Here is a 20,416-nt window from a genome sequence, read left to right on the forward strand (position 1 = left end):
GCCCGCAAGAAGGGGGGCGCGATGTACCTTGGGATCGACCTTGGCACCTCGGGGGTGAAGGTGGTGGTGATCGACGGCGATCAGCGGCTGCTGGCGCAGGCGCAGGCGGGTCTGTCGGTGGCGCGCCCGCGGGATGGCTGGGCCGAGCAAGACCCCGCCCAATGGATCGCCGCGACGCAGGCCGCGCTGAGCGAACTGGCGGCGGGGCACGATCTGTCGGGCGTGGCAGGCATCGGCCTGTCGGGGCAGATGCATGGCGCGGTGGTGCTGGACGAGGCCGACCGGGTGATCCGCCCGGCGATCCTGTGGAACGACAGCCGCAGCCATGAACAGGCCGCCCGACTGGACGCCGACCCGCGATTCCGCGCGATGTCCGGCAATATCGTCTTTCCCGGCTTTACCGCGCCCAAGCTGGCCTGGATGGCCGAACACGAACCGGCGGCCTTCGCGCGTGTCGCCTGCGTTCTGCTGCCCAAGGACTACCTGCGCCTGTGGCTGACCGGCGAGCGCGTGGCCGAGATGTCGGACGCCTCTGGCACAGGCTGGCTGGAGACCGGCGCACGCGACTGGTCGGATGCGCTGCTGGCGGCCTCGGGGATGCGGCGCGACCAGATGCCCCCGCTGATCGAGGGCAGCGCGGTCTCGGGCCGCCTGCGCCCCCGGATTGCCGCCGGCTTTGGCCTGCCCGCTGGCGTGCCCGTGGCCGGTGGGGCGGGCGACAATGCCGCAACCGCCATCGGCGCGGGCACCATTGCCGAGGGGCAGGGCTTTGTCAGCCTGGGCACCTCGGGCGTGCTGTTTGCCGCGACCGCGACCTATCGCCCGCGCCCGGACAGCGCCGTCCACGCCTTTTGCCACGCGCTTCCCGGCATGTGGCATCAGATGGGGGTGATCCTGTCGGCCTCTGCCGCGCTGGAATGGTTCGCGGGGGTCACCGGGTCAACGCCCGCCGATCTGACCCGGGCGCTTGGCCCCGATCTGCGCGCGCCGGGCGAGGTGACCTTTCTGCCCTATCTGGCGGGCGAGCGCACGCCGCATAACGACGCGGCCGCGCGGGCGTCGTTCACCGGAATCAGCGCCCGCAGCGACCGCGCGGCGCTGACCCAGGCGCTGCTGGAGGGGGTGGCCTTTGCCCTGGCCGACAACCTGGACGCGCTGCGAGCCGCCGGTTCCGACCCGCGCGCGCTGCTGGCGCTTGGCGGCGGGGCGCGGTCGGATTACTGGCTGAAGGCGATTGCAACGGCACTGGACCTGCCGGTGCTGCTGCCGCGTTCGGGCGATTTCGGCGCGGCCTTTGGCGCGGCCCGGCTGGGGCTGATGGCAGCGACCGGCGCGGATGCCACAGAGGTGTGCACAGCCCCGCCGATCGCCCGCGAAATCGCGCCGGAGGCTGGCCTGCGCAAAGCCTTTGAGGACGCCTTGGCGCGGTTCCGGGGGCTGTATCGCCGCGCCTGACCCCCTGCCCGGCGGCGCCCGGCTGGCGGGTGCGGATGCGTATTTGGGCAAGAAAGAAGAGCGTGGCGCAGGGATTGGCCACGCAGCCGTTGCACCGGCCCGGACAGCATCGGGGTCGGCAAGACCCCGGCCACGGCCGCCGCGATCATGCCGCCCCCGCCCCCGGATCACCCGCAATCAAGACGATCTGACAGCAGAATGAGCCGTTCTGACATGAACCCGCCCGCCCGCATCGCCTATCCTTGCCCAAAGAAGGAGCAACCGATGCTGAACTGGAAGGATTATCGCGCGCGGCTGATGGCGCGCATCGCCGAGATCGGCAAGGCCAGCCCCGACACGTTGCGCGGCTATCAGATGCTGTCGGGTGCCGGTGACAAGACCGGCCATCTGGACCCCCGCACGCGCGAGCTGATCGCATTGGCCGTCGCGGTCACCACGCGCTGTGATGGCTGCATCGCGGTTCATGCCGCCGCCGCCGTCAAGGCCGGCGCGACCCGCGATCAGATCACCGAGGCCCTGGGCGTCGCCGTCTCGCTGAACGCTGGCGCGGCCCTGGTCTATTCGGCGCGCGTCATGGATGCCGTCGATGGCGAACTGGCGGAGGGCGCGGCATGATCCGGGGTTTTGGACGCATTCTGGCGGTCGGTGCGGTGCTGGCGGCGGCGACGGTGCTGCCTGCCTTGGCGGGCGATGACGGCCCGACCCGGCTGCGCAGCGCCTATCCCTTTGCCGAAACGCTTGATCGGCTGCGCGCGGGCTTTGGCGACAACGGCCTACGCATCTTTGCCGAGATCGACCATGCCGAGGCCGCGCGCGGCGCCGGGCTGGACATGCCGCCCACGGTCGTGCTGATCTATGGCAACCCGGCGGCGGGAACCCCGCTGATGCAAGACAGCCCCGATCTGGCGCTGGATCTGCCGCTGCGGGTGCTGGTGCGTCAGGATATCGGTGACGATGATGCCGTGACGGTGGTGTTCCACCCCAATGGCGGGGTCAGGGGGCGGCACGGGCTGACGGGTGACAAGGCCGCGGCCCTTGCCAAGCCCGAGGCGCTGATCGCCCGCGCCATCGGGGCGCAACTGCCGTAGGAGGCCGCGATGCAAGGTGTTGGCGATCTGATCGGCCTTTGTCGGCTGCAAGGCTCGCTTGATGTGCGCTGCCACATGTCGGGGCCTTGCTTTGTCGATCACGACCCGTCCCCGCCCGGCGAGGCCGCCTTTCACGTCGTGCTGTCGGGCAGTGTGCGGATCGACCTGCCCGGCGCGCCGCCGCTGGTGGCGGGGCCTGGCTCGCTGCTGCTGTTGCCGCGCGGGGTGGGCCACCGGCTGCGCAATGCCGATTGCGGCACCGGCCCGGCAAGGCTGCAGCGCAACCCCGGCCTGTTCGCGCCTGAGGGGGCCGGCCGCCCCGAACTGGATCTACTGTGCGGGCGCTTTGCCTATGACCGGCTGGTCGGGCCGATGCTGTTCGAGGGGCTGCCCGACATCCTGCACCTGCATCCCGATGTCGACAGCGGAGAGCTGGACGCGATCATCACCCTGATCCGCCGCGAGGCCGAGGCGCGCAGCACCGGCGCGGTCGAGATCGTCACCTCGTTGACGACGGTTCTGTTCGTGCTGGCGTTGCGCCAAAGCCTTGATCTGCCCGGTCTGGGCGGCGGGGTGATCGCGCTGCTGGCCGACCGCGCCCTGGCACCGGCGGTGCTGGCGATGTATCAGGCCCCCGACCGCAACTGGACGGTGGCCAGCCTGGCTGAACAGGTGGCCATGTCGCGCGCCACCTTTGCGCGGCGGTTTTCCGAACGCGCCGGGCGCGGGCCAGCCGAAACGCTGCTGATGATCCGCTGCCAACTGGCCGTGCAGATGCTGCAACGCACCGACCGGTCGGTCGCCGACATCGCGCATGATCTGGGCTATAGTTGCGACATTTCCTTTGGCAAGGCCTTTGCCCGCCAGATGGGCATGACCCCCAGCACGGCGCGGCGGCGCTATGCCATGGCCGCCGCCGAGGCCCGCACGACAGGGCGAGTTTGAGACGATTGGCTGTAAATCCTCGACGATCTACCCTTCATCGTCGCGCCGATCATCGCCATCTTGCGCCATGACCCAAGCAGGAGAGACGGAAAATGGCTGACAGACATGTGCAGATCGCGATCATCGGGGCCGGCACCGCAGGGATGCGCGCCTACCGCGAGGCCAGCCGGATCACCGATGATCTGCTGCTGATCGAGGGCGCGCGCTATGGCACGACCTGTGCACGGGTGGGCTGCATGCCCTCGAAATTGCTGATCGCCGCCGCCGAGGCCGCGCATCATGGCAGCCAGACCGCCACCTTCGGCGTGCATTACCCCGCGCCCCGCATCGACGGGCGCGCGGTGATGGCGCGGCTGCGGGCCGAGCGCGACCGCTTTGCCGGGCTGGTGGTCGATACCGTCAAGGGCTGGCCCGCGCGCCACCGTGTCATGGGCCGGGCGCGGTTCATCGACGATCACCGGCTGGAACTGGACGACGGCAGCCGCATCCGTGCCGACCGGATCGTGATCGCCACCGGATCACGCCCCGCGATCCCGCCGATGTTCCGCGATCTGGGCGACCGGCTGGTCGTCAATGATGACGTGTTCGACTGGGATGACCTGCCGGGCGCGGTGGCGGTGATCGGTGCCGGGGTGATCGGGCTGGAACTGGGCCAGGCACTGCATCGGCTGGGGGTGAAGGTGACGCTGTTCGGGCGGGACGGGCTGGTGGGGCCGCTGGCCGACCCCAAGGTGCTGGCGGCCGCGCGCGACATCCTGACCGCCGAGTTCGCCTTTCTGCCTGATGAGCCGATCACCGCCGTCGCGCGGGATGGGGACGGGGTGACCCTGACCCATGGCCGCGACGGCGACAGCCGCCAGACCCGCGTGGACCGGGTTCTGGTGGCGACCGGGCGGCGGCCCAATGTCGATGACCTGGGACTGGAGACGACCGGCCTGACGCTGGACGATCGCGGCATCCCGCTGTTCGATCCCCTGTCGGGGCAATGCGGCGACAGCCACATCTTTATCGCGGGCGATGCCACCGCCGAACATCCGCTGCTGCACGAGGCTGTGGCCGATGGCTTTGCCGCCGGCACCAATGCCGCGAACTTCCCCGATGTGCGCCGCTTTCTGCGCACCCCCGCCCTGGGGATCGTGTTCAGCGACCCGCAGATCATGATCGTCGGTGAGGGCCACAAGGCGCTGTCCGCGCGCGGTGCCGATTTCGCCACCGGGGCGCTGGATTGGGCCGATCAGGGCCGGTCGCGGGTGATGGGGATCAACCGCGGGCTGCTGCATCTTTACGCCGAACACGGCAGCGGGCGCTTTCTGGGGGCCGAGATGATCGGCCCGCGCGCCGAGCATCTGGCGCATCTGCTGGCGTGGTCGCTGCAATCGCGGCTGACGGTCGAACAGATGCTGGAACGCCCCTTCTATCACCCGGTGATCGAGGAGGGGCTGCGCACCGGCCTGCAAAATCTGGCCGCGGCCCTGGGTATCGCCCCGGTGCGCCCGCGTCACTGCATGGATTGCGGCCCCGGCGTGTGACGCCCCCCCCTGCCCGGCCGCCCGCGCCCGCGCTGCCCCGGCGCGGGCGCATCTGCGACGATCGCACCCCATCCGTCAGACGGTTGATGCTGAAATATCATTCCAGATCAATGGGATGATATAGATCAAGGCTGGCCCCGCCGGGTCTGGCCAGATCATCGCGTATCAGCAAAAGGAGACAGAGATGAGCGATCTTTCACCGACCCGCCGCGGTTTTCTGCTGGGGGGTCTGGCGCTGACCGGAACCACCGTGCTGATGGGCACATCAGCCTTGGCCGCCATCGACCCCAATTCCTTTCGCAAGGGCCGCATCTTCAGCGCCACCCATTATGGCCCGTTCGAGGCCGTGGTGCGCGACGGCCGCATGATCGCCGTCAATCCGCTGCCCGAACTGGACGGCCGCCCCACCGAAATGCTGACCCACGGGATCCTTGACCGCACCTATGACAAGACCCGCATCGCCGGGCCGATGGTGCGCAAATCCTATCTTGAGGGCTGGCAGACCGGCGACACCAAGCCCGAACTGCGCGGCAAGGAACCCTTCGTTCAGGTCGACTGGGACACCGCCTACAAGCTGGCGGCGAAAGCCATCGTCGACACCATTGCCAAACACGGCAACGAGGCCGTGTTCAGCTCATCCTATGGCGGCTGGAGCCACGGCGGCACCATGCGCCCGAACGTCTTGCAGGGCCGGCTGTTCAACCTGATCGGCGGCTGCACGATTACCGTGGGCGACTGGTCGGCGGGCGCCAGCGAAATCGCCCTGCCCCATATCATCGGCGACATGGAGGCGTTCTCGCCGCAGACTGCCTGGCCGGTGATCCGCGACAATACCCAGGTGTTCGTGCTGGTCGGCTGCGACCCGATCAAGAACAACCGCATCCAGCACCGCATCGCCGATCACGCCATCTTCGGCCCGTGGGAGGAAATCCGCGACGCCGGGGTGCGCTTTATCAGCATCAACCCGCAACGCACCGCCTCGGACGATTACCTGGGCGCGGAATGGCTGCGGATCGTGCCCAATACGGATGTCGCGCTGTTCCTGGCCATGGCCCATCACGTGCTGGACAAGGGCCTGCAGGACGATGGCTATCTGGCCAAATACACCGTCGGGTCCGACAAGTGGATCGCCTATGTCAAGGGCGACGACGGCACCCCCAAGACGCCCGAATGGGCGGCGCCGATCACCGGCATTCCCGCCGACAAGATCCGCGAACTGGCCGAGCTGTTCGCCACCTCGCGCACCCAGTTCGCGGGCGCCTGGTCGCTGCAACGCGCCCACCATGGCGAGATGACCCATTGGGTGATGATCAACTTTGCCGCGCTGATCGGCAAGATCGGCAAACCGGGCGAGGGCGTGGGCTTTTCCTGGCATTTCGGTGACGGCGGGATGCCGCAGGCGCGCTACAAGGTGCCGACCGGCCTGAGCCAGGGCAAAAACCTGACGCCGACCGTCTGCCCCGCCTCGCGCATCACCGAGATGCTGGAAAACCCCGGCAAGACCTTCAGCTATAACGGCAACGAAAAGACCTATCCGCAGGTCAAGGTCATCTACAATGCCGGCAACAACTTCATGTCGCATCAGCAGGATACCAACCGGCTGATCAAGGCGCTTGAAGGCGTTGAAACGATCATCTGCCAGGATGTCTGGTGGTGCGCGGCGACGCTGTGGTCGGACATCATCATGGCCGCCAGCAGCACCGTGGAACGCGACGACCTGTCTTCGGGCGGGCATTATTCCAACGATCGCGTCTATGCGATGAAGAAGATCATCGAGCCGGTCGGCGACGCCAAATCGGATTACGACATCTTCGCGGAACTGGGTGCCTATCTGGGCGTGGAACAGCAGTTCACCGAAGGGCTGGACTATATTGACCACCTGCGCGCCGCCTATGACCGCACATCGGCCGCCGAAACGGTACCCTTTGACGACTTCTGGGAACGGGGCCATGTGCGCCTGCCGATGCCCGAAACCGCCTATGACTGGGTGCGTCACGGCGATTTCCTGACCGATCCGGCGGCAAATCCTCTGCATACCGAATCCGGCAGGATCGAGATGTTCTGCGATTCCATCGCCCGCATGAACCATGACGATTGCCCCGGTATGCCGGTTTGGTTTGAACCCCATGAATACCTGGGCAATGCCGCCGAGGGGCAGCTTCATGTGGTCAGCCCGCATCCCTGGTATCGGCTGCACAGCCAGATGGCCAACAGCGAAAGCCTGCGCAACCTGTATATGGTGCAGGGGCGCGAGCCGGTGCGGATCAACCGTCAGGATGCCGAGGCGCGCGGCATTGCCGATGGCGATCTGGTCGAACTGTATAACGACCGTGGCACGGTGATCGCCGGTGCGATCCTGTCGGACGAGATCATGCCCGGCGTGGTGTCGATCTATGAAGGCGGCTGGCCCGATGTCGACAGCAAGGGGCGCTGCAACGGCGGACAGGTGAACTTCATCACCTCGACGCAGCGCAGCTCTGGCCTCAGCGAGGCGACCTCGGCCAATACCTGCCTTGCGTTCCTGCGCAAATGCACCGATCCCGAACGCCCCAACCGCGCCTTTGACGGGCCCGCGATCATCACCGATGCCGCGCTGCCGGTGATCGAGGATGCGGCCTTGGGACTTGATCGCATGGACGACCTTGTGCAGGCGCTTTACGCCAATATGGGTCCGGGTGAACGGATCTTTTACGAAAGCTGCACCGTCTGCCATGGCCCGCGCGATCCCGGCGGCTTTACCCAGTTGCAGTGGAAGGGCATCCTGCCGTCGATGATCCCCAACGCCGGGCTGGATGAGGCCGACGCCGCCCTGGTGACCGAGTTCCTGATGCAGCACGCATCCGACGCAGCGAAATAGCGCGAGAACCGATCTGCCAGCCGTCACCGATGGCTGGCAGACCCCGCGCCGTTCAGCGACGGCGCGCCATCATCCAGATGAAGAACAGCCCGCCGATCAGCCCGGTGACGACGCCGATCGGCACGTCCTCGGGGGCCATGACCAGCCGCGCCAGGGCGTCGGCCCAGATCAGGAACACCGCCCCCGCCAAGGCCGAGGCCGGCAGCACCCGGCGGTTGTCGCCGCCCATAAGCAGCCGCACCAGATGCGGCATCATCAGCCCGACGAAGCCGATCAGCCCCGAGAACGCCACCATTACCCCGGTGATCAGCGCGCAGACGGCAAAGACCGTCAGGCGAAAACGGCCGACCTCGACCCCCAGGCTGGCGGCGGTCTCGTCGCCCAGGCTCATGGCGTTCAGGCGCGCGGCCTGCATCCACAGCCACAGCGCGCAGGGGATCAGCACGGCCAGCGGCCAGATGAGATGCGCCCACTGCGCCATGGCGAGGCCGCCCAGCATCCAGAACACAACGGTATGGGTCGCGCGCGGATCGCCCAGAAAGATCAGGATGTTGGCGCAGGCCATGATGACGAAGCTGACGGCGACACCGGCCAGAACCAGCCGGTCGGCGCTGCTGGCACCGGCCAGCCGCGCCACCGACAGCACCAGCCCGGTCGCCAGAAGCGCGCCGACAAAGGCCATCAGCGGCACCGTCAGCAGGCCCAGGAACAGGCCGGTATGCAACAGCGCCGTGATCGCCCCAAGCGCCCCGCCAGAGGAGATGCCCAGCAGATGCGGATCGGCCAGCGGGTTGCGTGTCACCGCTTGCAGCGCGGCCCCCACCAGCCCCAGGCCGGCCCCGACAAGCGCCGCAAGGATGGCGCGGGGAAAGCGGATTTCCCAGACGATATTGGCGCGCCCCGGCCCCCAGTCGGCGGTGACAAGGCCGGGGCTGATGCGGTCCAGCACGATCCCCCAGACGGTGCCGGGCGGGATCGCCACCGACCCGACCGAGACCGCCAGCACGATGGATGCGGCCACCGCCGCCACCGCCAGCAGCAGCAGGGCGGTGGTGCCATGCCGACCTGTGGCAGGGGTGCGGCTCATGCCTCAGCGCCCCTGAAAGGCGGCGACCAGCTTTTCGACGGCGGCGATGTTGCGCGGCCCCGGCGTCGCCTCGACATATTCCAGCACCACGAAGCGGTCGTTCCTGACCGCGTCGATGCCCGCAAGGGCCGGGGTCTGCTTCATGAAGGCGATCTTCTGTTCCGCGGTCACATCGCCATAGTTCACGATCACCACCACCTCGGGGTTGCGCTCGATCACCGGCTCCCACCCGATTGCGGCCCAGCTCTTGGGCAGGTCGTCCATGATGTTGCGCCCGCCCGCGGCCTCGATCAGCGCGGTCGGCATCGCATAGGCCCCGGCGGTGAACGGCCCCTTTTCGCCGCTGTCATACACAAAGACGCGCGGCGCGACGCTGGGATCAAGCCCGGCGGTCAGATCGGCCAGATGCGCCTGCCACCCGGCGACAAGGGTGTTGGCGCGGTCCTCGACCCCGAAGATCCGGCCAAGGTTCAGGATGTCGTCATAAAGATCGGCCATGCTGGATCGCGCCTTGGGGCCGATATGGATGCAGCTTTCGGTCAGCTCATAGGTCTGGATGCCCAAGGGGGCCAGCGTCTCGGGCGTGACCTCTCCGCCGACGCGCATCCCGTAATTCCATCCGGCAAAGAAGAAGTCCGGCTCGGCACCGGCCAGCACCTCTTTCGTGGGGTATTTGGCCGACAGTTCGGGCAGTTCGTCGATGCCCGCGCGCATGTCATCATCCAGCGTCTTCCAGCCCGAAATGCCGGTATAGCCGACCATCCGGTCACGCAGGCCCAGCACCAGCATCATCTCGGTCAGGTTGACATCGTTCGACACCGCGCGGGTCGGGGGCGCGGCAAAAATCACGTCGCGGTTGCAGCTTTTGACCGTGACGGGATGGGCCAAGGCGGGCAAGGTCGACAGGCACAGCGCGGCAAGCGACAGGCGGATCATGGGGATGTCCTTTCGGGATCGTTCACAGATGAAAGCTGAAACGCGGCACCGGGGTGCTGCGGTCGATCAGGGCGCGCACGTCAAAGGCCTGTGCCAGGGTCGCCTCAGTCAGGGCGGTGGCGGGCGGGCCGTCGGCCAGCACCCGGCCCTGATGCAACAGCAGCACCCGGTCGGCGAAATCGGCGGCCAGCGACAGGTCATGCAGGCTGGCGATCACGGTCAGCCCCAATCCCTTCAGCAGCGCGAGCAATTCAAGCTGGTGGCGGATGTCCAGGTGGTTGGTCGGCTCGTCCAGCACGATCACCTGCGGCTGTTGCGCCAGGGCGCGGGCGACCATCACCCGCTGCCGCTCCCCTCCCGACAGGGTGGTCAGTGGGCGGTCGGCGATCGCGGTCAGCGCCAGACGGTGCAGCGCAGCCTCGATGATCGCGCCATCCCCAGCCCCGGTCGCCGACAGGGCCGCCGCCCAGCCGCGACGATGCGGCAATCGGCCAAGCGCGACGATCTGCCGGGCGGTCAGCGCCTGGTCCGAGGGCTGTTCCTGCAACACCGCGGCGATCTGGCGGGCCGCCTCGGTGGCGGGGATGCGCCAGATGTCGCGGCCCATCAGCCGCACCGTGCCCCGCCGCGGCGGCTGGTGGCGATACAGCAACCGCAACAGCGAGGTCTTGCCCGCGCCATTCGCGCCGCAGATCGCCATGATCTGCCCCGCCGGAACCGTGAAATTGATGTCGGTCAGCAGCATAGGCCCGCCACGCGGCCCCCATGCGACATCCTGAAGCTGAACCACATTCATTGCAGCGGAGCCCGCCCGGTCACGATGATGGCCGAGGGGATGCGCGACAGCCGCTGTGTCGCCGCGCACGTATCCGGCCCGCCCGCATCGGCCCCGCACAGGGCGATCAGATCGTCGATGCTGTCGGCGGGGTCGACATTGCCGAACAGCCAGTTTGCCTTGGCCGTGGCCCGCCAGGCGACAAGGCAGGGGCCGCAGCGGCAGCCTGCGCAGCCGGTCAGGCTGGCGGTGCCCGACACCTCGAAATCGTCGCCCATGCCGCTGGCCGCGACCGCATCGCGCAGCCGCTCCAGCAGCAGAAGGCCCGGCGCGCAGGTCGCGCCCTGCACGGTGCAGGCAGTGCAAAGGATCGTCCGATGCGGTGCCGATCGGGCCACGTCAGGGGCGGGGCGCGCCGACGGCGGCCGTTGGGTGTGGTTCATCACAGGCTCCTTCCGGGGCACCCCGCCCGGCACGGTTGATTGCGATGATGGCAGGTCTCCTGACTCGCGGGTCTGGGCTTGCCCCGCCTTCCCATGCCCGCGGTGGCGGGGCACAGTGGCTGTCGGGGGTCGCTCGCCGCTTACAGTTGCGGGGGCAGTCACGGGATTGGCCTGATCGCGCAGCGCCGCACCGTATTCCCTTTTCACCCGGTCGCGCATCGCCCGACCGGGAACCATCGCCGCCAGACTTGCCCGCCGCTCTGGCCCCGTCAAGCGCAAATGGCGCCGCCGGCCAGACCGTCGCGTGGCTGCCACACCCGGTGCCGCCTGGGCCGCGGGCAGTCATTTCGGCGTTGCAGCGCCGGTCTGTGGCCGTTACCCGATCAAATCACTAAGGATTCGCAGCTCACTGTCCGCCACGCCATCCTTCAACCCATACGAACATGAGGGATTGCAATGAGGATCAGACTTCTACCCCTGGCCGGGGTGTCGGTGCTTGCGCTGTGCAGCGCAGCAATGGCACAGGGCCTTGCGCCGCGCAGCATCACGCTGGACCCGATCACGCTGATCGCCGAGGGCACCGAAAACATCAAGGCGACGGGCGGCGCGATTGTCGACCGCGAGGATCTTGAGGCGCAGCAACCCGCCGACACGTCCGAGCTGTTCGCGCGTGAATCCTCGGTCACCGTGTCGGGTGGCGCGGGGCCATCGAAGCGCATCCATGTGTTCGGGATCGAACAGTCCAAGCTGGCGGTCAGCGTCGATGGCGTGCCGCAGGGGCCGACCAGTTGGCACCACACCGGATCGAACATCATCGACCCCGCCTTCCTGCGCGCGGTCGAGGTCGAGGCCGGGGCCGCCGCCGCCGATGCGGGCTTTGCGGCGGGCGCGGGTGCCGTGCGCTATGAAACCCTGGGCGCGCGCGATCTGCTGACCGATGGCCGCACCAGCGGCGGGCGGGTGGCGCTGTCCTATGGCAGCAACGGGCGCGGACTGTCGGGGTCGCTGGCCAGCTATGGCGTGCGCGGCGCGCTGGATTGGTTCGTGATGCTGCACGGTCAGGACGGGCGGAACTACAAGGCTGGCGACGGACGCGAGATGTTCGGCTCGGCCCCGGCGGCACGTGGCGGGCTGGTCAAGCTGGGCTTTGAATCCGAACCCGGCCGGCTGGAATTGTCCTATGAAAAGGCCCGCGATCAGGCCGATCGCCTGATCAAGATGAACATGGACCTGGACCGCGACCCGGAGGTGTTTCCGCTGCGGTCCGACCGCGAGACACTCAGCCTGACCTATCGCGCCACGGCGCCGGGGGCGGTCTGGGATCCGATGGTGCGGCTTTACCACAGCCGCAACGATTACTGGCGGCCGAACTATTCGCTGGGCGATCTGGCGGGTGGCAAGGGGCGGATCAATGGCGACATGATCCTGCAACGCGACACGTTCGGCGGCGTCGTGCAGAACACGTTCACGCTGGACCAAGGCAGCGTGACGGCGGGCGTGGACTTTGCCCATAATGACTATCACCTTGACAATTATGGCGATCATTCCGCCGCCCAGCCGCGCATCCGCAACTTTTCGACGCTTCAGGCCGGGGCCTTCGTGCAGGGGCGCTTCGCCTTTGACAACGGTTTCGACCTGTCCACCGGGCTGCGCTATGACCACCACCGCTTCACCGACTGGAACAACGCCCGCTTCACCGACAGCGGCGCATCGGGCAATGCCACGCTGTCCTATCGCTTCAGCGACGCGGTCGAGGTGTTCGCCGGCGCCTCGCGCAGCTGGATGGGCTTTGACAGCGGCGAATACGGGATGCTTCACGCCCGCAACGCCGCGTTCCGCACCGATCCCGGCTATCGCCCGGCGACCGGCACGACCTACAAACTGGGGGTGAACGCCAGTGGCGAGGGCTGGACGGCGGGGGCCACCCTGTTCGACATCCGGCTGAGCGGGCTGGCGCTTTACAACTCTGAAAGCGGCTTGCTGGAAAATGACAAGCAGGGCCGCAGCCAGGGGGTGACGCTGACCGGCGCGTGGCAGCGCGACAACACCCGGATCGGCGCGACGCTGACCCATGCCAAGGTGACCTATGACGGCGCCTTCAGCCTGCCGCAGGGCGGGTCGTTCATGCCGACCGGCGATCTGGCGACGCTGTATGTCGACCATCAGATGCCCGACCGCAACCTGACGCTGGGGGCCAGCCTGGAATGGGCGGGCAAGCTGTCGGAACCCGCGATGACCGCTGCGGGCTTCCGCGATCATGGCAGCTATACGGTGGTGAATGCCTATGCTGCCTGGACGCCGCCGCAACTGAAGGGCGCGACGCTGCGGCTGGGGGTCGATAACCTGCTGGACGCGACCTATTACGAACGCGGCAGCTATGTCGAACGGTCGCGTGGCACGCGCGACATCCAGCCGCAACTGGCGCCCGGTCGCACGGTGACGCTGGGGCTGAGCATGAACTTCTGACGCATCGGTCGGGGCGGGTGGACGCCCGCCCCGATCAGCCTAAAGATGATGGAGGATCAAGGGCCGCCCGCCATGTTCCGCCACGGTGATCGGCGTGTCATACAGCGCCGACAGCGCCGGGCCGGTCAGCACCGCCTGCGGGCTGCCTTGGGCGGTGACGGCACCGGCCTTCATGGTGACGATGTGATCGGCCCAACCGGCGGCAAAGTTCAGGTCGTGGAGCACGATCAGCACCGACCGCCCGTCATCGCGCAGCCGCCCCAGATGCGCCATCAGCGCGCGGGAATGTGCCAGGTCCAGATTGTTCAGCGGCTCGTCCAGGATCAGCCAGGGGGTATCCTGCGCCGCCGCCATCGCCAGCCAGGCCCGCTGCGCCTGCCCGCCCGACAGCGTGTCGACGAACCGCCCCGCCAGCGGCGTCAGATCGAAATCCGACAGTGCCCGCGCCACCGCCGCGTGATCCGCCGCGCCGGGGCGGCCCGCACAATGCGGCCAGCGGCCAAAGGCCACCAGTTCCCGCACCCGCAAGCGCGAGGCCAGCATGGGGTGTTGCCCCAGAAACGTCATCTGCCGCGCCAGCACAGGGCCGGGGGTGGCGGCCACGTCCAGCCCGTCAACGCTGACGCGACCGGGGGGCGGCGCCTCGATCCGGGCGATCAGCCGCGCCAGCGTCGATTTGCCCGCGCCATTCGGGCCGATCAGCGCCGTGATCCGGCCCGCGGGCAGGGTCAGGTCGGTCGGCGCCAGGATCGGCGTTCCGTGGACGGCGTAAGACAGGCCGGAAATCTGGATCATCGGATCTTGCCCCGCATCAGAAGGATCAGGAACAGCAGGCCGCCCGCGAACTCGATCACCACGCTCAGCGTGGCGCGCAGGCCAAGGGCGCGTTCAAACAGCAATTGGCCGCCGATCAGCACCAGCCCGGCGATCAGCGCGGTGGCGATCAGCAGGCGCCGATGCGGCGCACCGGGCAACAGCGCATGGGCCAGGGCGGCGACGATCAGCCCGAAAAAGGCGACCGGCCCGACCAGGGCGGTGGCCACCGCCGTCATCGCCGCGACCAGAGCCAGCGTCACCAGCACCATCGCGCGATGCCCCAGCCCCAGGGCGATCGCGCGTTCGCGCCCAAGCGCCAGCACGTCCAGACGCGGCCCCAGCCAGATGGCCACCGCCATCGCGGGCAGGGCCACCATCGCCGCCCAGATCATCATCTCACCCGAGGGGCGGCTGAAATTGGCGAAAGTGACCGATTGCACGACGGCCTGCGCGTTCGGGTCCATCACCCGCATGATCAGGCTTGCCCCGGCGCGGAACAGGATGCCCAGGATCACCCCCGACAGGATCGTGCGGCCCATGTCGCGCGCGCCGCCGCGCCCCAGAAGGGTGCCAAACAGCGCCACGGCAAGGCCCGACATCAGCGCCACCTCGGTCAGGAACTTGGCGCCGGTGGGCCAGGTGACAAAGCCGGTGACCCCCAGGCTGGCCAGTCCCACCGCCTGCACCAGCAGATAAAGCGCGTCAAAACCCATGATCGAGGGCGTCAGGATGCGGTTCTGCGCGACGGTCTGAAACAGCACCGTCGCCATCCCGACCGACGCGGCGACCAGCGCGAGCGCCGCCAGCTTGTCCAGGCGCAGCGACAGGATGAAGGCGACATTGCCGGAAAGGCCCTGAAACAGCCACAGGCCGCTGATCACGGCCAGCGCCGCCGCCATCAGCCACAGCGGATCACCGCGCATCCCGATCCCCCCGCCACAAAAGCCATAGAAAGGCCAGCGCGCCGATGACGCCCAGAATGGTGCCCGCCGGGATCTCATAGGGGTGGATCACCAGCCGCCCGATCAGATCGCAGGCCAGCACCAGGATCGCGCCCCCCATCGCCACCACCGGCAGCGAGCCGCGCAGATTGTCGCCCATCACCCGCGCCACCAGATTGGGCACGATCAGCCCGACAAAGGGCACCATGCCGACCGTTACCACCACCATCGCGGTGACAAGCGCCACCACCGTCAGCCCCAGCCGCAGCACCGCCTGGGGGTTCAGGCCCAGACTGGCGGCGGCCTCGGGGCCAAGGCCAAGGATGGCAAAGCGGTCGGCGGCCAGCCACGCCAGCGCCACCGCCGCGCCCGCGATCCACAGCAGTTCATAGCGCCCCGCGATAACGCCCGAGAACTCGCCCGACATCAGCCACAGGGCGATGTACTGGATCAGGTCGGCTTCCCACGCGACAAAGGTGACGCCGGCACCGATGACGCCCGACAGGATCAGCCCGGCCAGCGGCACCAGGAACACCTCACGCGCGGGAAGGCGGCGGATCAGCGCGGCAAACAACGCCGCCCCCGCAAGCGCGGCCAAGGCGGCGACGGCCATCTTGACCCAGATCGGCGCGGCCGGGGCGATCAGGGTGACGGCCAACAGCCCCGCCGATGCGGCCTCGGGCGTGCCGGTGGTGGCGGGTTCGACGAAACGGTTGCGCACGATCTGCTGCATCACCACCCCGGCCACGGCCAGCGCCGCCCCGGTCAGGATCGCCGCCGCCGTGCGCGGGATGCGCGACACCATCATCAACAGGCCAGCGCCCGGCCCGTCCTCGGCCAGCCGCGCCGCGCCGGTCAGCAGGCTGGCCAGCGCCAGCGCCGCCAGAACGGCCAGCGCCGCCAGCCAAAGCCGATGGTGCCGCGCCAAGGCTTAGCCCTTCAGACCGGCGATCATTTCGGCCAGGTTGCCCATCAGCGACTGATAGCCGCCACCCGCGATATACAGGTTCGCCGGGTTCAGATAGATCACCTGACCGGCCTTGGCGGCCTTGGTCCCGGCAACCAGCGGGTTATCCAGCGTCTGCTTGGCAGAGGCCCCCTCGGCGCCGACGGCGGCACCGCGATCCACGACGATCAGCCAGTCGGGGTTGGCCTCGGCGATGAACTCGAACGAGATCGCATCGCCATGGGTTTCGGGCTTCAGGTTCGGATAGGCCTCGGGCAGGCCGATGGTGTCATGCAGCCAGCCAAAGCGCGACCCGCGACCATAGGCCGACAGCTTCGGGCCGTTGGTCAGCACGATCAGCGCGGTGCCCTTGTCCTTGGCGGCGGCCTGCGCCTCGGCGATCCGCGCGTCCAGCGCGGTGGCCAGTTCGGCGGCGGCATCGGCCTTGTCGAACAGCGCGCCATAGGCCGCCAGCCGGGCCTTGGCATCGCCCACGACATCGGCGGACACCGTCATGTCGATGGTCGGCGCAACCTTGGACACCGCATCGAACTGTGCCGCCGACCGGCCACCCAGCACGATCAGATCGGGGTTCAGGCCCGACAGCGCCTCAAGATCCGGCTCGAACAGCGTGCCGATGGTGGTGGGCGCGGGGGTCAGGTAATCCACATACAGCTTGTCGGGCAGACCGGCGGCAGGCACGCCAAGCGCGGCCAGCGTATCGGCGGCTGCGACGTCAAAGACGGCGACGGTTTTCGGCGTCGCCTCGACGGTCACCGGGCCGCGCGCGGTGTCGATGGTGACCGGATCGGCCAGGGCGGCGCCGGCGGTCAGGCAGAATGCGGCAAGCAGGGGGGTGATGCGGGTCATGTCAGCTCCTGTTCAGCGGGGAATGCGTGGCTGGGAAACTGGCTGCGCGCGGCGTTTCTAGGCCGTTGCGCCGTGAATGGCCAGACCAAGGCTGACAAAAATACATTGGATTGGGCCGCGAGATCTGACCGTGGCCGCTGTGACGCACGGGCGTCCTGCGGCGGATCGTCGGGGCGTGAATTTCGCCCGTTGCGCGCGGCGGCGGTTCGGGGGCGTCGTCGAGGGCTTTCGCCTGATGTATCGGGCCACCACGCCTGCCCATCTCGGCCACATGGGCGGATCGTGCAACCGGCATGGCGAGGTGTCGCCACCACGCCCCTGGCGGCGGGCGTCATGGCCGGGATCGCCGGCCATGATCTGCGCAGGTTGGTGATCAGGCCGCCCGTTCGGGCACATCCAGGCCCAGCCATTCCCTGTAGAAAGCGTCGATATCCGGTTCGAAATCGTGGATCACCGGATACCACGGGGTCGGCGCCTCAACATCCAGCAGGTCGCCGGATTTCGGGCAGTAATACTCGCGCAGCACCTGCCAGTCGGTCGAGGGCGCCATCAGCCGGGGATAAAGTTCCTCCATCGCTTCGGCGGTTTCGCGCACCCGCATGACGGCATGCAGCTTCCAGTTCTCGCGCCAGCCGCAGAACTCGTGACCGGCCTGCGATTTGATGACCCATTTCTTGTCGGCCCTGCGCTGCACGATGTATAGCTTTGGCCCCAGCGGCAGGATGATCCGGTCATCCCACGGCACCTGTTCTTGCAGGATTTCCAGGTATTTGACGAACCGGTCGCCATCCTTGGGGGTCGACAGCATCGTGTGCAGCGTGTCGCGGTCGATCTTGCCCTCGACCAGATCCTTGATCTTTGCTTTGGTGTAAGCCATTGATTTTCTCCTGATATCTGGTGGGCGCCGCCGGTGGCGACGGCGCCCCGGGGGATCATTCCTCGACGAATTGGACGGTCTTCACATCGGGCAGTTCGGACAGGTCCATCGAGTATTCGCGCCCATAGGACGGGATCGGCAGGTCCTCCTCCAGCAGTTGCCAGTCCTCGGGCAGATCCCAGAAGCTGCGGAAGTCCTCGGCCCATTTCGGACCCAGCTTGAAGCTGGCGGCGAACATCTGCTGGACATGCACACCGGCGTCCTTGTTCAGGATGCGGTCGCGTTCCTTGGCCATCCAGTCGCGGGTCGGCACGGCCTTGGCCAGGCGATCCTTGCGGATCTGGGCGCGGCGGGCTGCGGTCGCCTTGTCGTCGGCCTTGAACAGCCCGTCATCGCCTTTTGTCAGCTTGACGCCATAAACGCTGTCGGCGAACCGTTCGACCAGATAGCCGCCATTCACATCCTCGGCCACCGCCGATGGTTCACGGTCCAGCGGGTCGCCGAAACCGGGGCCGCCGCGCATGTAGTTCAGATACAGATCGTGATCCTTGAACATCGCCTCGGTGGTGATCGCCTGCTTGTCGCGCTTGATCCCCGCCGCGTTGATCATGCTGTCCCAGACCGGGTTCTGCGGGTCGGTGTCGCCGCCGCAGGGGATTTCGCCGCCATTGGCGATGATCTCTTTCAGGCCGGTGTCATGGGCCTCGAACCGATAGCCCGAGGCCGCCGGATAGCCGCCCATCAGCCCCCAGTCGGAACTGATATGGCCGTTACCCATGAAGAACATCGTCCAGTCCTTCGCGTTCCAGACCATGCGCAGGCTTTCAAACCCGCAGCCGCCGCGATACTTGCCCGCCCCGCCCGAGGACGCCTTGATCTGGCGGCCCAGATAGACCAGCGGTTCGGCCAGTTCCCAGATCTCCATGTCGCCCATGTCGCCTTCGGGGTTCCAGATCGCCGCGGCGTTGGAAATCCCGTCGGCAAAGGCCGAGGCCCCGACACCGTTGGCCGCACATTCGAATGAGTTCACGGCATGGATTTCGTCATACTGGTTGAACCCGCCGCCTTGCAGCCAGTTCGAGGTGTTGGCATTGCCTGCGTTGACCTCTTCCAGATAGCCGCGGCCGAAATAGGACCGCGACAGGCCCCGCCACAGCGCCGTCCAGGACGACACCAGAAAGTGCCAGCTATAGGCATAGGCGACCCGCCGGTCATCGGGGTTCATCCAGGTTCCCTTGGGCAGCCGGAACTCGGTCCCATAGGCCGCACCGTCGTTGATCATTTCCGACGGGATCAGCGTCTGGGTCATCATCACCCAGATGCCCGAGGTAAAGGACACGGCATGGGCGTTGTAGGTGTGCCAACCCCAGCGGCTTGAGCCCTCGAAATCCAGCCGCCAGGTGCCATCCGGGCGAATGGTCATCTCGGACGGGGTGTGCATGATCGTGTCGACCTTGGCAAAGGTCGAAGGCACATGCACATCCTCATGCGCATAGGGCACATCGACAAAGCCGACCTGGCGGTAGGTGCCGGGAATGGTCATCGCCTTGATGCGGTTTTGCAGGCCGACGCGGCCATGTTCCACCGCCTCATAGGCGAACTTCCAATAGGCTTCGATGCCTTCCTCGGCGATCACTTCCTCGACCAGCTTGCGGATCATGTGGCAGCCGGCGACACGGGTGCGTTCGTCCAGCATCCAATAGCGCGTGGTGCGCACCGAACGCTGCGATTCATGCAGCCAGTCGCGGAACAGCTCATCATTGGCGCCGACCTTGCGGCAGGTGATGGAATAGCCGTCGCCAAAGCGCTGCACCTGGCCGGTGGTCATGCTGCCCGGACCGACGGCACCGGTGTCGATCACATGGGTCACACCGCCGACCCAGCCGATCAGTTCGCCGTCATGAAAGATCGGCACGATGGTGTGGATGTCGCAGGGGTGGACATTGCCGATCAGCGGGTCGTTGTTGCAGAAGATATCCCTGTCGCGGATGCCGGGGTTCCCCTCCCAGTCATTCTCGATCATGTATTTGATCGCCGCGCCCATCGTGCCGACATGGATGATGATGCCGGTCGAGGTCAGGATCGAATCCCCCGCCGCGTTGTAAAGGGTGAAGCACAGTTCGCCCTCTTGTTCGACGATCGGGCTGGCAGCGATCTTCTTGGCCGTCTCGCGCGCGTCGACCACCCCGGCCCGCAGGCGCGAGAACAGCTTGTTGTAAAGGATCGGCTCTTCCTTGGCGAGCTTGCGTTCCTTCAGCCCGGCATAGTGGCCGGTCTTTTTGGTGGCGGCCATGATCTCGTCGCGGTGCTGCTTCAGCGTCTGACCGCCGCGCACAAGACCCTTGGTTTTGCTTTGGATGTTCATGGTTTCTCTCCCCTCACGCC

General features: G+C 67.4%; 17 protein-coding genes and 1 riboswitch. Of the genes, 7 read left to right on the forward strand and 10 right to left on the reverse strand.

Features of this window, described 5'->3' with window-relative positions; all coding sequences use genetic code 11:
- Window positions 1-21: 21 nt before the first annotated feature.
- The 6 genes from xylB to ACEYYA_RS08385 all read left to right on the forward strand — a co-directional run bounded on the left by xylB (window position 22) and on the right by ACEYYA_RS08385 (window position 7,874).
- On the forward strand, window positions 22-1,455 hold the full coding sequence (gene xylB / locus ACEYYA_RS08360; RefSeq protein ID WP_374799533.1) for a xylulokinase: 1,434 nt from the start codon (window positions 22-24) through the stop codon (window positions 1,453-1,455).
- A gap of 264 nt (window positions 1,456-1,719) precedes the next feature.
- Complete coding sequence (locus ACEYYA_RS08365) at window positions 1,720-2,070, forward strand: carboxymuconolactone decarboxylase family protein (protein ID WP_374799535.1); 351 nt, start codon at window positions 1,720-1,722, stop codon at window positions 2,068-2,070.
- Complete coding sequence (locus ACEYYA_RS08370; RefSeq protein WP_374799537.1) at window positions 2,067-2,543, forward strand: DUF302 domain-containing protein; 477 nt, start codon at window positions 2,067-2,069, stop codon at window positions 2,541-2,543. The genes ACEYYA_RS08365 and ACEYYA_RS08370 overlap by 4 nt, the downstream gene beginning before the upstream one ends.
- A gap of 9 nt (window positions 2,544-2,552) precedes the next feature.
- Entirely contained in the window at window positions 2,553-3,488 is a 936-nt protein-coding gene (locus ACEYYA_RS08375) for an AraC family transcriptional regulator (RefSeq protein ID WP_374799539.1), read from the forward strand.
- Between the two features lie 92 nt (window positions 3,489-3,580).
- Complete coding sequence (locus ACEYYA_RS08380; protein WP_374799541.1) at window positions 3,581-5,017, forward strand: dihydrolipoyl dehydrogenase; 1,437 nt, start codon at window positions 3,581-3,583, stop codon at window positions 5,015-5,017.
- Between the two features lie 184 nt (window positions 5,018-5,201).
- Window positions 5,202-7,874 carry a molybdopterin-dependent oxidoreductase gene (locus tag ACEYYA_RS08385; protein WP_374799543.1) on the forward strand — a complete coding sequence of 891 codons (2,673 nt, stop codon included), beginning with the start codon at window positions 5,202-5,204 and terminating at the stop codon, window positions 7,872-7,874.
- A gap of 52 nt (window positions 7,875-7,926) precedes the next feature.
- On the opposite strand, the gene ACEYYA_RS08390 is transcribed toward ACEYYA_RS08385, so the two are convergent.
- The 4 genes from ACEYYA_RS08390 to ACEYYA_RS08405 are packed head-to-tail and all read right to left on the reverse strand — an operon-like array spanning window position 7,927 to window position 11,115.
- Window positions 7,927-8,961 carry a FecCD family ABC transporter permease gene (locus tag ACEYYA_RS08390; protein WP_374799545.1) on the reverse strand — a complete coding sequence of 345 codons (1,035 nt, stop codon included), beginning with the start codon at window positions 8,959-8,961 and terminating at the stop codon, window positions 7,927-7,929.
- A gap of 3 nt (window positions 8,962-8,964) precedes the next feature.
- Entirely contained in the window at window positions 8,965-9,897 is a 933-nt protein-coding gene (locus ACEYYA_RS08395; protein ID WP_374799547.1) for an ABC transporter substrate-binding protein, read from the reverse strand.
- Between the two features lie 22 nt (window positions 9,898-9,919).
- Window positions 9,920-10,642, reverse strand: coding sequence for an ABC transporter ATP-binding protein (locus tag ACEYYA_RS08400; RefSeq protein ID WP_374799549.1), 723 nt, complete (start codon window positions 10,640-10,642; stop codon window positions 9,920-9,922).
- A gap of 47 nt (window positions 10,643-10,689) precedes the next feature.
- Window positions 10,690-11,115, reverse strand: coding sequence for a DUF1636 family protein (locus ACEYYA_RS08405; RefSeq protein WP_374799551.1), 426 nt, complete (start codon window positions 11,113-11,115; stop codon window positions 10,690-10,692).
- A 32-nt stretch (window positions 11,116-11,147) separates the two neighbouring features.
- A riboswitch (cobalamin riboswitch) is annotated at window positions 11,148-11,368 on the reverse strand.
- Window positions 11,369-11,571: 203 nt separating this feature from the next.
- Here ACEYYA_RS08405 and ACEYYA_RS08410 point away from each other — a divergent pair.
- Window positions 11,572-13,581 carry a TonB-dependent receptor domain-containing protein gene (locus ACEYYA_RS08410; RefSeq protein WP_374799553.1) on the forward strand — a complete coding sequence of 670 codons (2,010 nt, stop codon included), beginning with the start codon at window positions 11,572-11,574 and terminating at the stop codon, window positions 13,579-13,581.
- A gap of 39 nt (window positions 13,582-13,620) precedes the next feature.
- On the opposite strand, the gene ACEYYA_RS08415 is transcribed toward ACEYYA_RS08410, so the two are convergent.
- The 6 genes from ACEYYA_RS08415 to ACEYYA_RS08440 all read right to left on the reverse strand — a co-directional run bounded on the left by ACEYYA_RS08415 (window position 13,621) and on the right by ACEYYA_RS08440 (window position 20,396).
- Window positions 13,621-14,376, reverse strand: a complete 756-nt coding sequence (locus tag ACEYYA_RS08415) for an ATP-binding cassette domain-containing protein (protein WP_374799555.1) — start codon at window positions 14,374-14,376, stop codon at window positions 13,621-13,623.
- A complete protein-coding gene (locus ACEYYA_RS08420; RefSeq protein WP_374799557.1) occupies window positions 14,373-15,320 on the reverse strand; it encodes an iron chelate uptake ABC transporter family permease subunit in 948 nt (315 codons plus the stop codon). The genes ACEYYA_RS08415 and ACEYYA_RS08420 overlap by 4 nt, the downstream gene beginning before the upstream one ends.
- Window positions 15,310-16,266: an ABC transporter permease gene (locus ACEYYA_RS08425; protein WP_374799559.1), complete on the reverse strand. Its 957-nt coding sequence runs from the start codon at window positions 16,264-16,266 to the stop codon at window positions 15,310-15,312. Before ACEYYA_RS08425 ends, ACEYYA_RS08420 begins: the two co-directional genes overlap by 11 nt.
- A gap of 3 nt (window positions 16,267-16,269) precedes the next feature.
- Window positions 16,270-17,154, reverse strand: a complete 885-nt coding sequence (locus ACEYYA_RS08430; protein ID WP_374799561.1) for a siderophore ABC transporter substrate-binding protein — start codon at window positions 17,152-17,154, stop codon at window positions 16,270-16,272.
- A gap of 373 nt (window positions 17,155-17,527) precedes the next feature.
- Complete coding sequence (locus ACEYYA_RS08435; protein WP_374799563.1) at window positions 17,528-18,031, reverse strand: acetone carboxylase subunit gamma; 504 nt, start codon at window positions 18,029-18,031, stop codon at window positions 17,528-17,530.
- 55 nt (window positions 18,032-18,086) lie between these two features.
- Window positions 18,087-20,396, reverse strand: coding sequence for a hydantoinase B/oxoprolinase family protein (locus ACEYYA_RS08440; protein WP_374799565.1), 2,310 nt, complete (start codon window positions 20,394-20,396; stop codon window positions 18,087-18,089).
- Between the last annotated feature and the right edge of the window lie 20 nt (window positions 20,397-20,416).

Source organism: Paracoccus zhouxuedongae (genome assembly GCF_041927815.1).
Classification (GTDB): domain Bacteria; phylum Pseudomonadota; class Alphaproteobacteria; order Rhodobacterales; family Rhodobacteraceae; genus Paracoccus.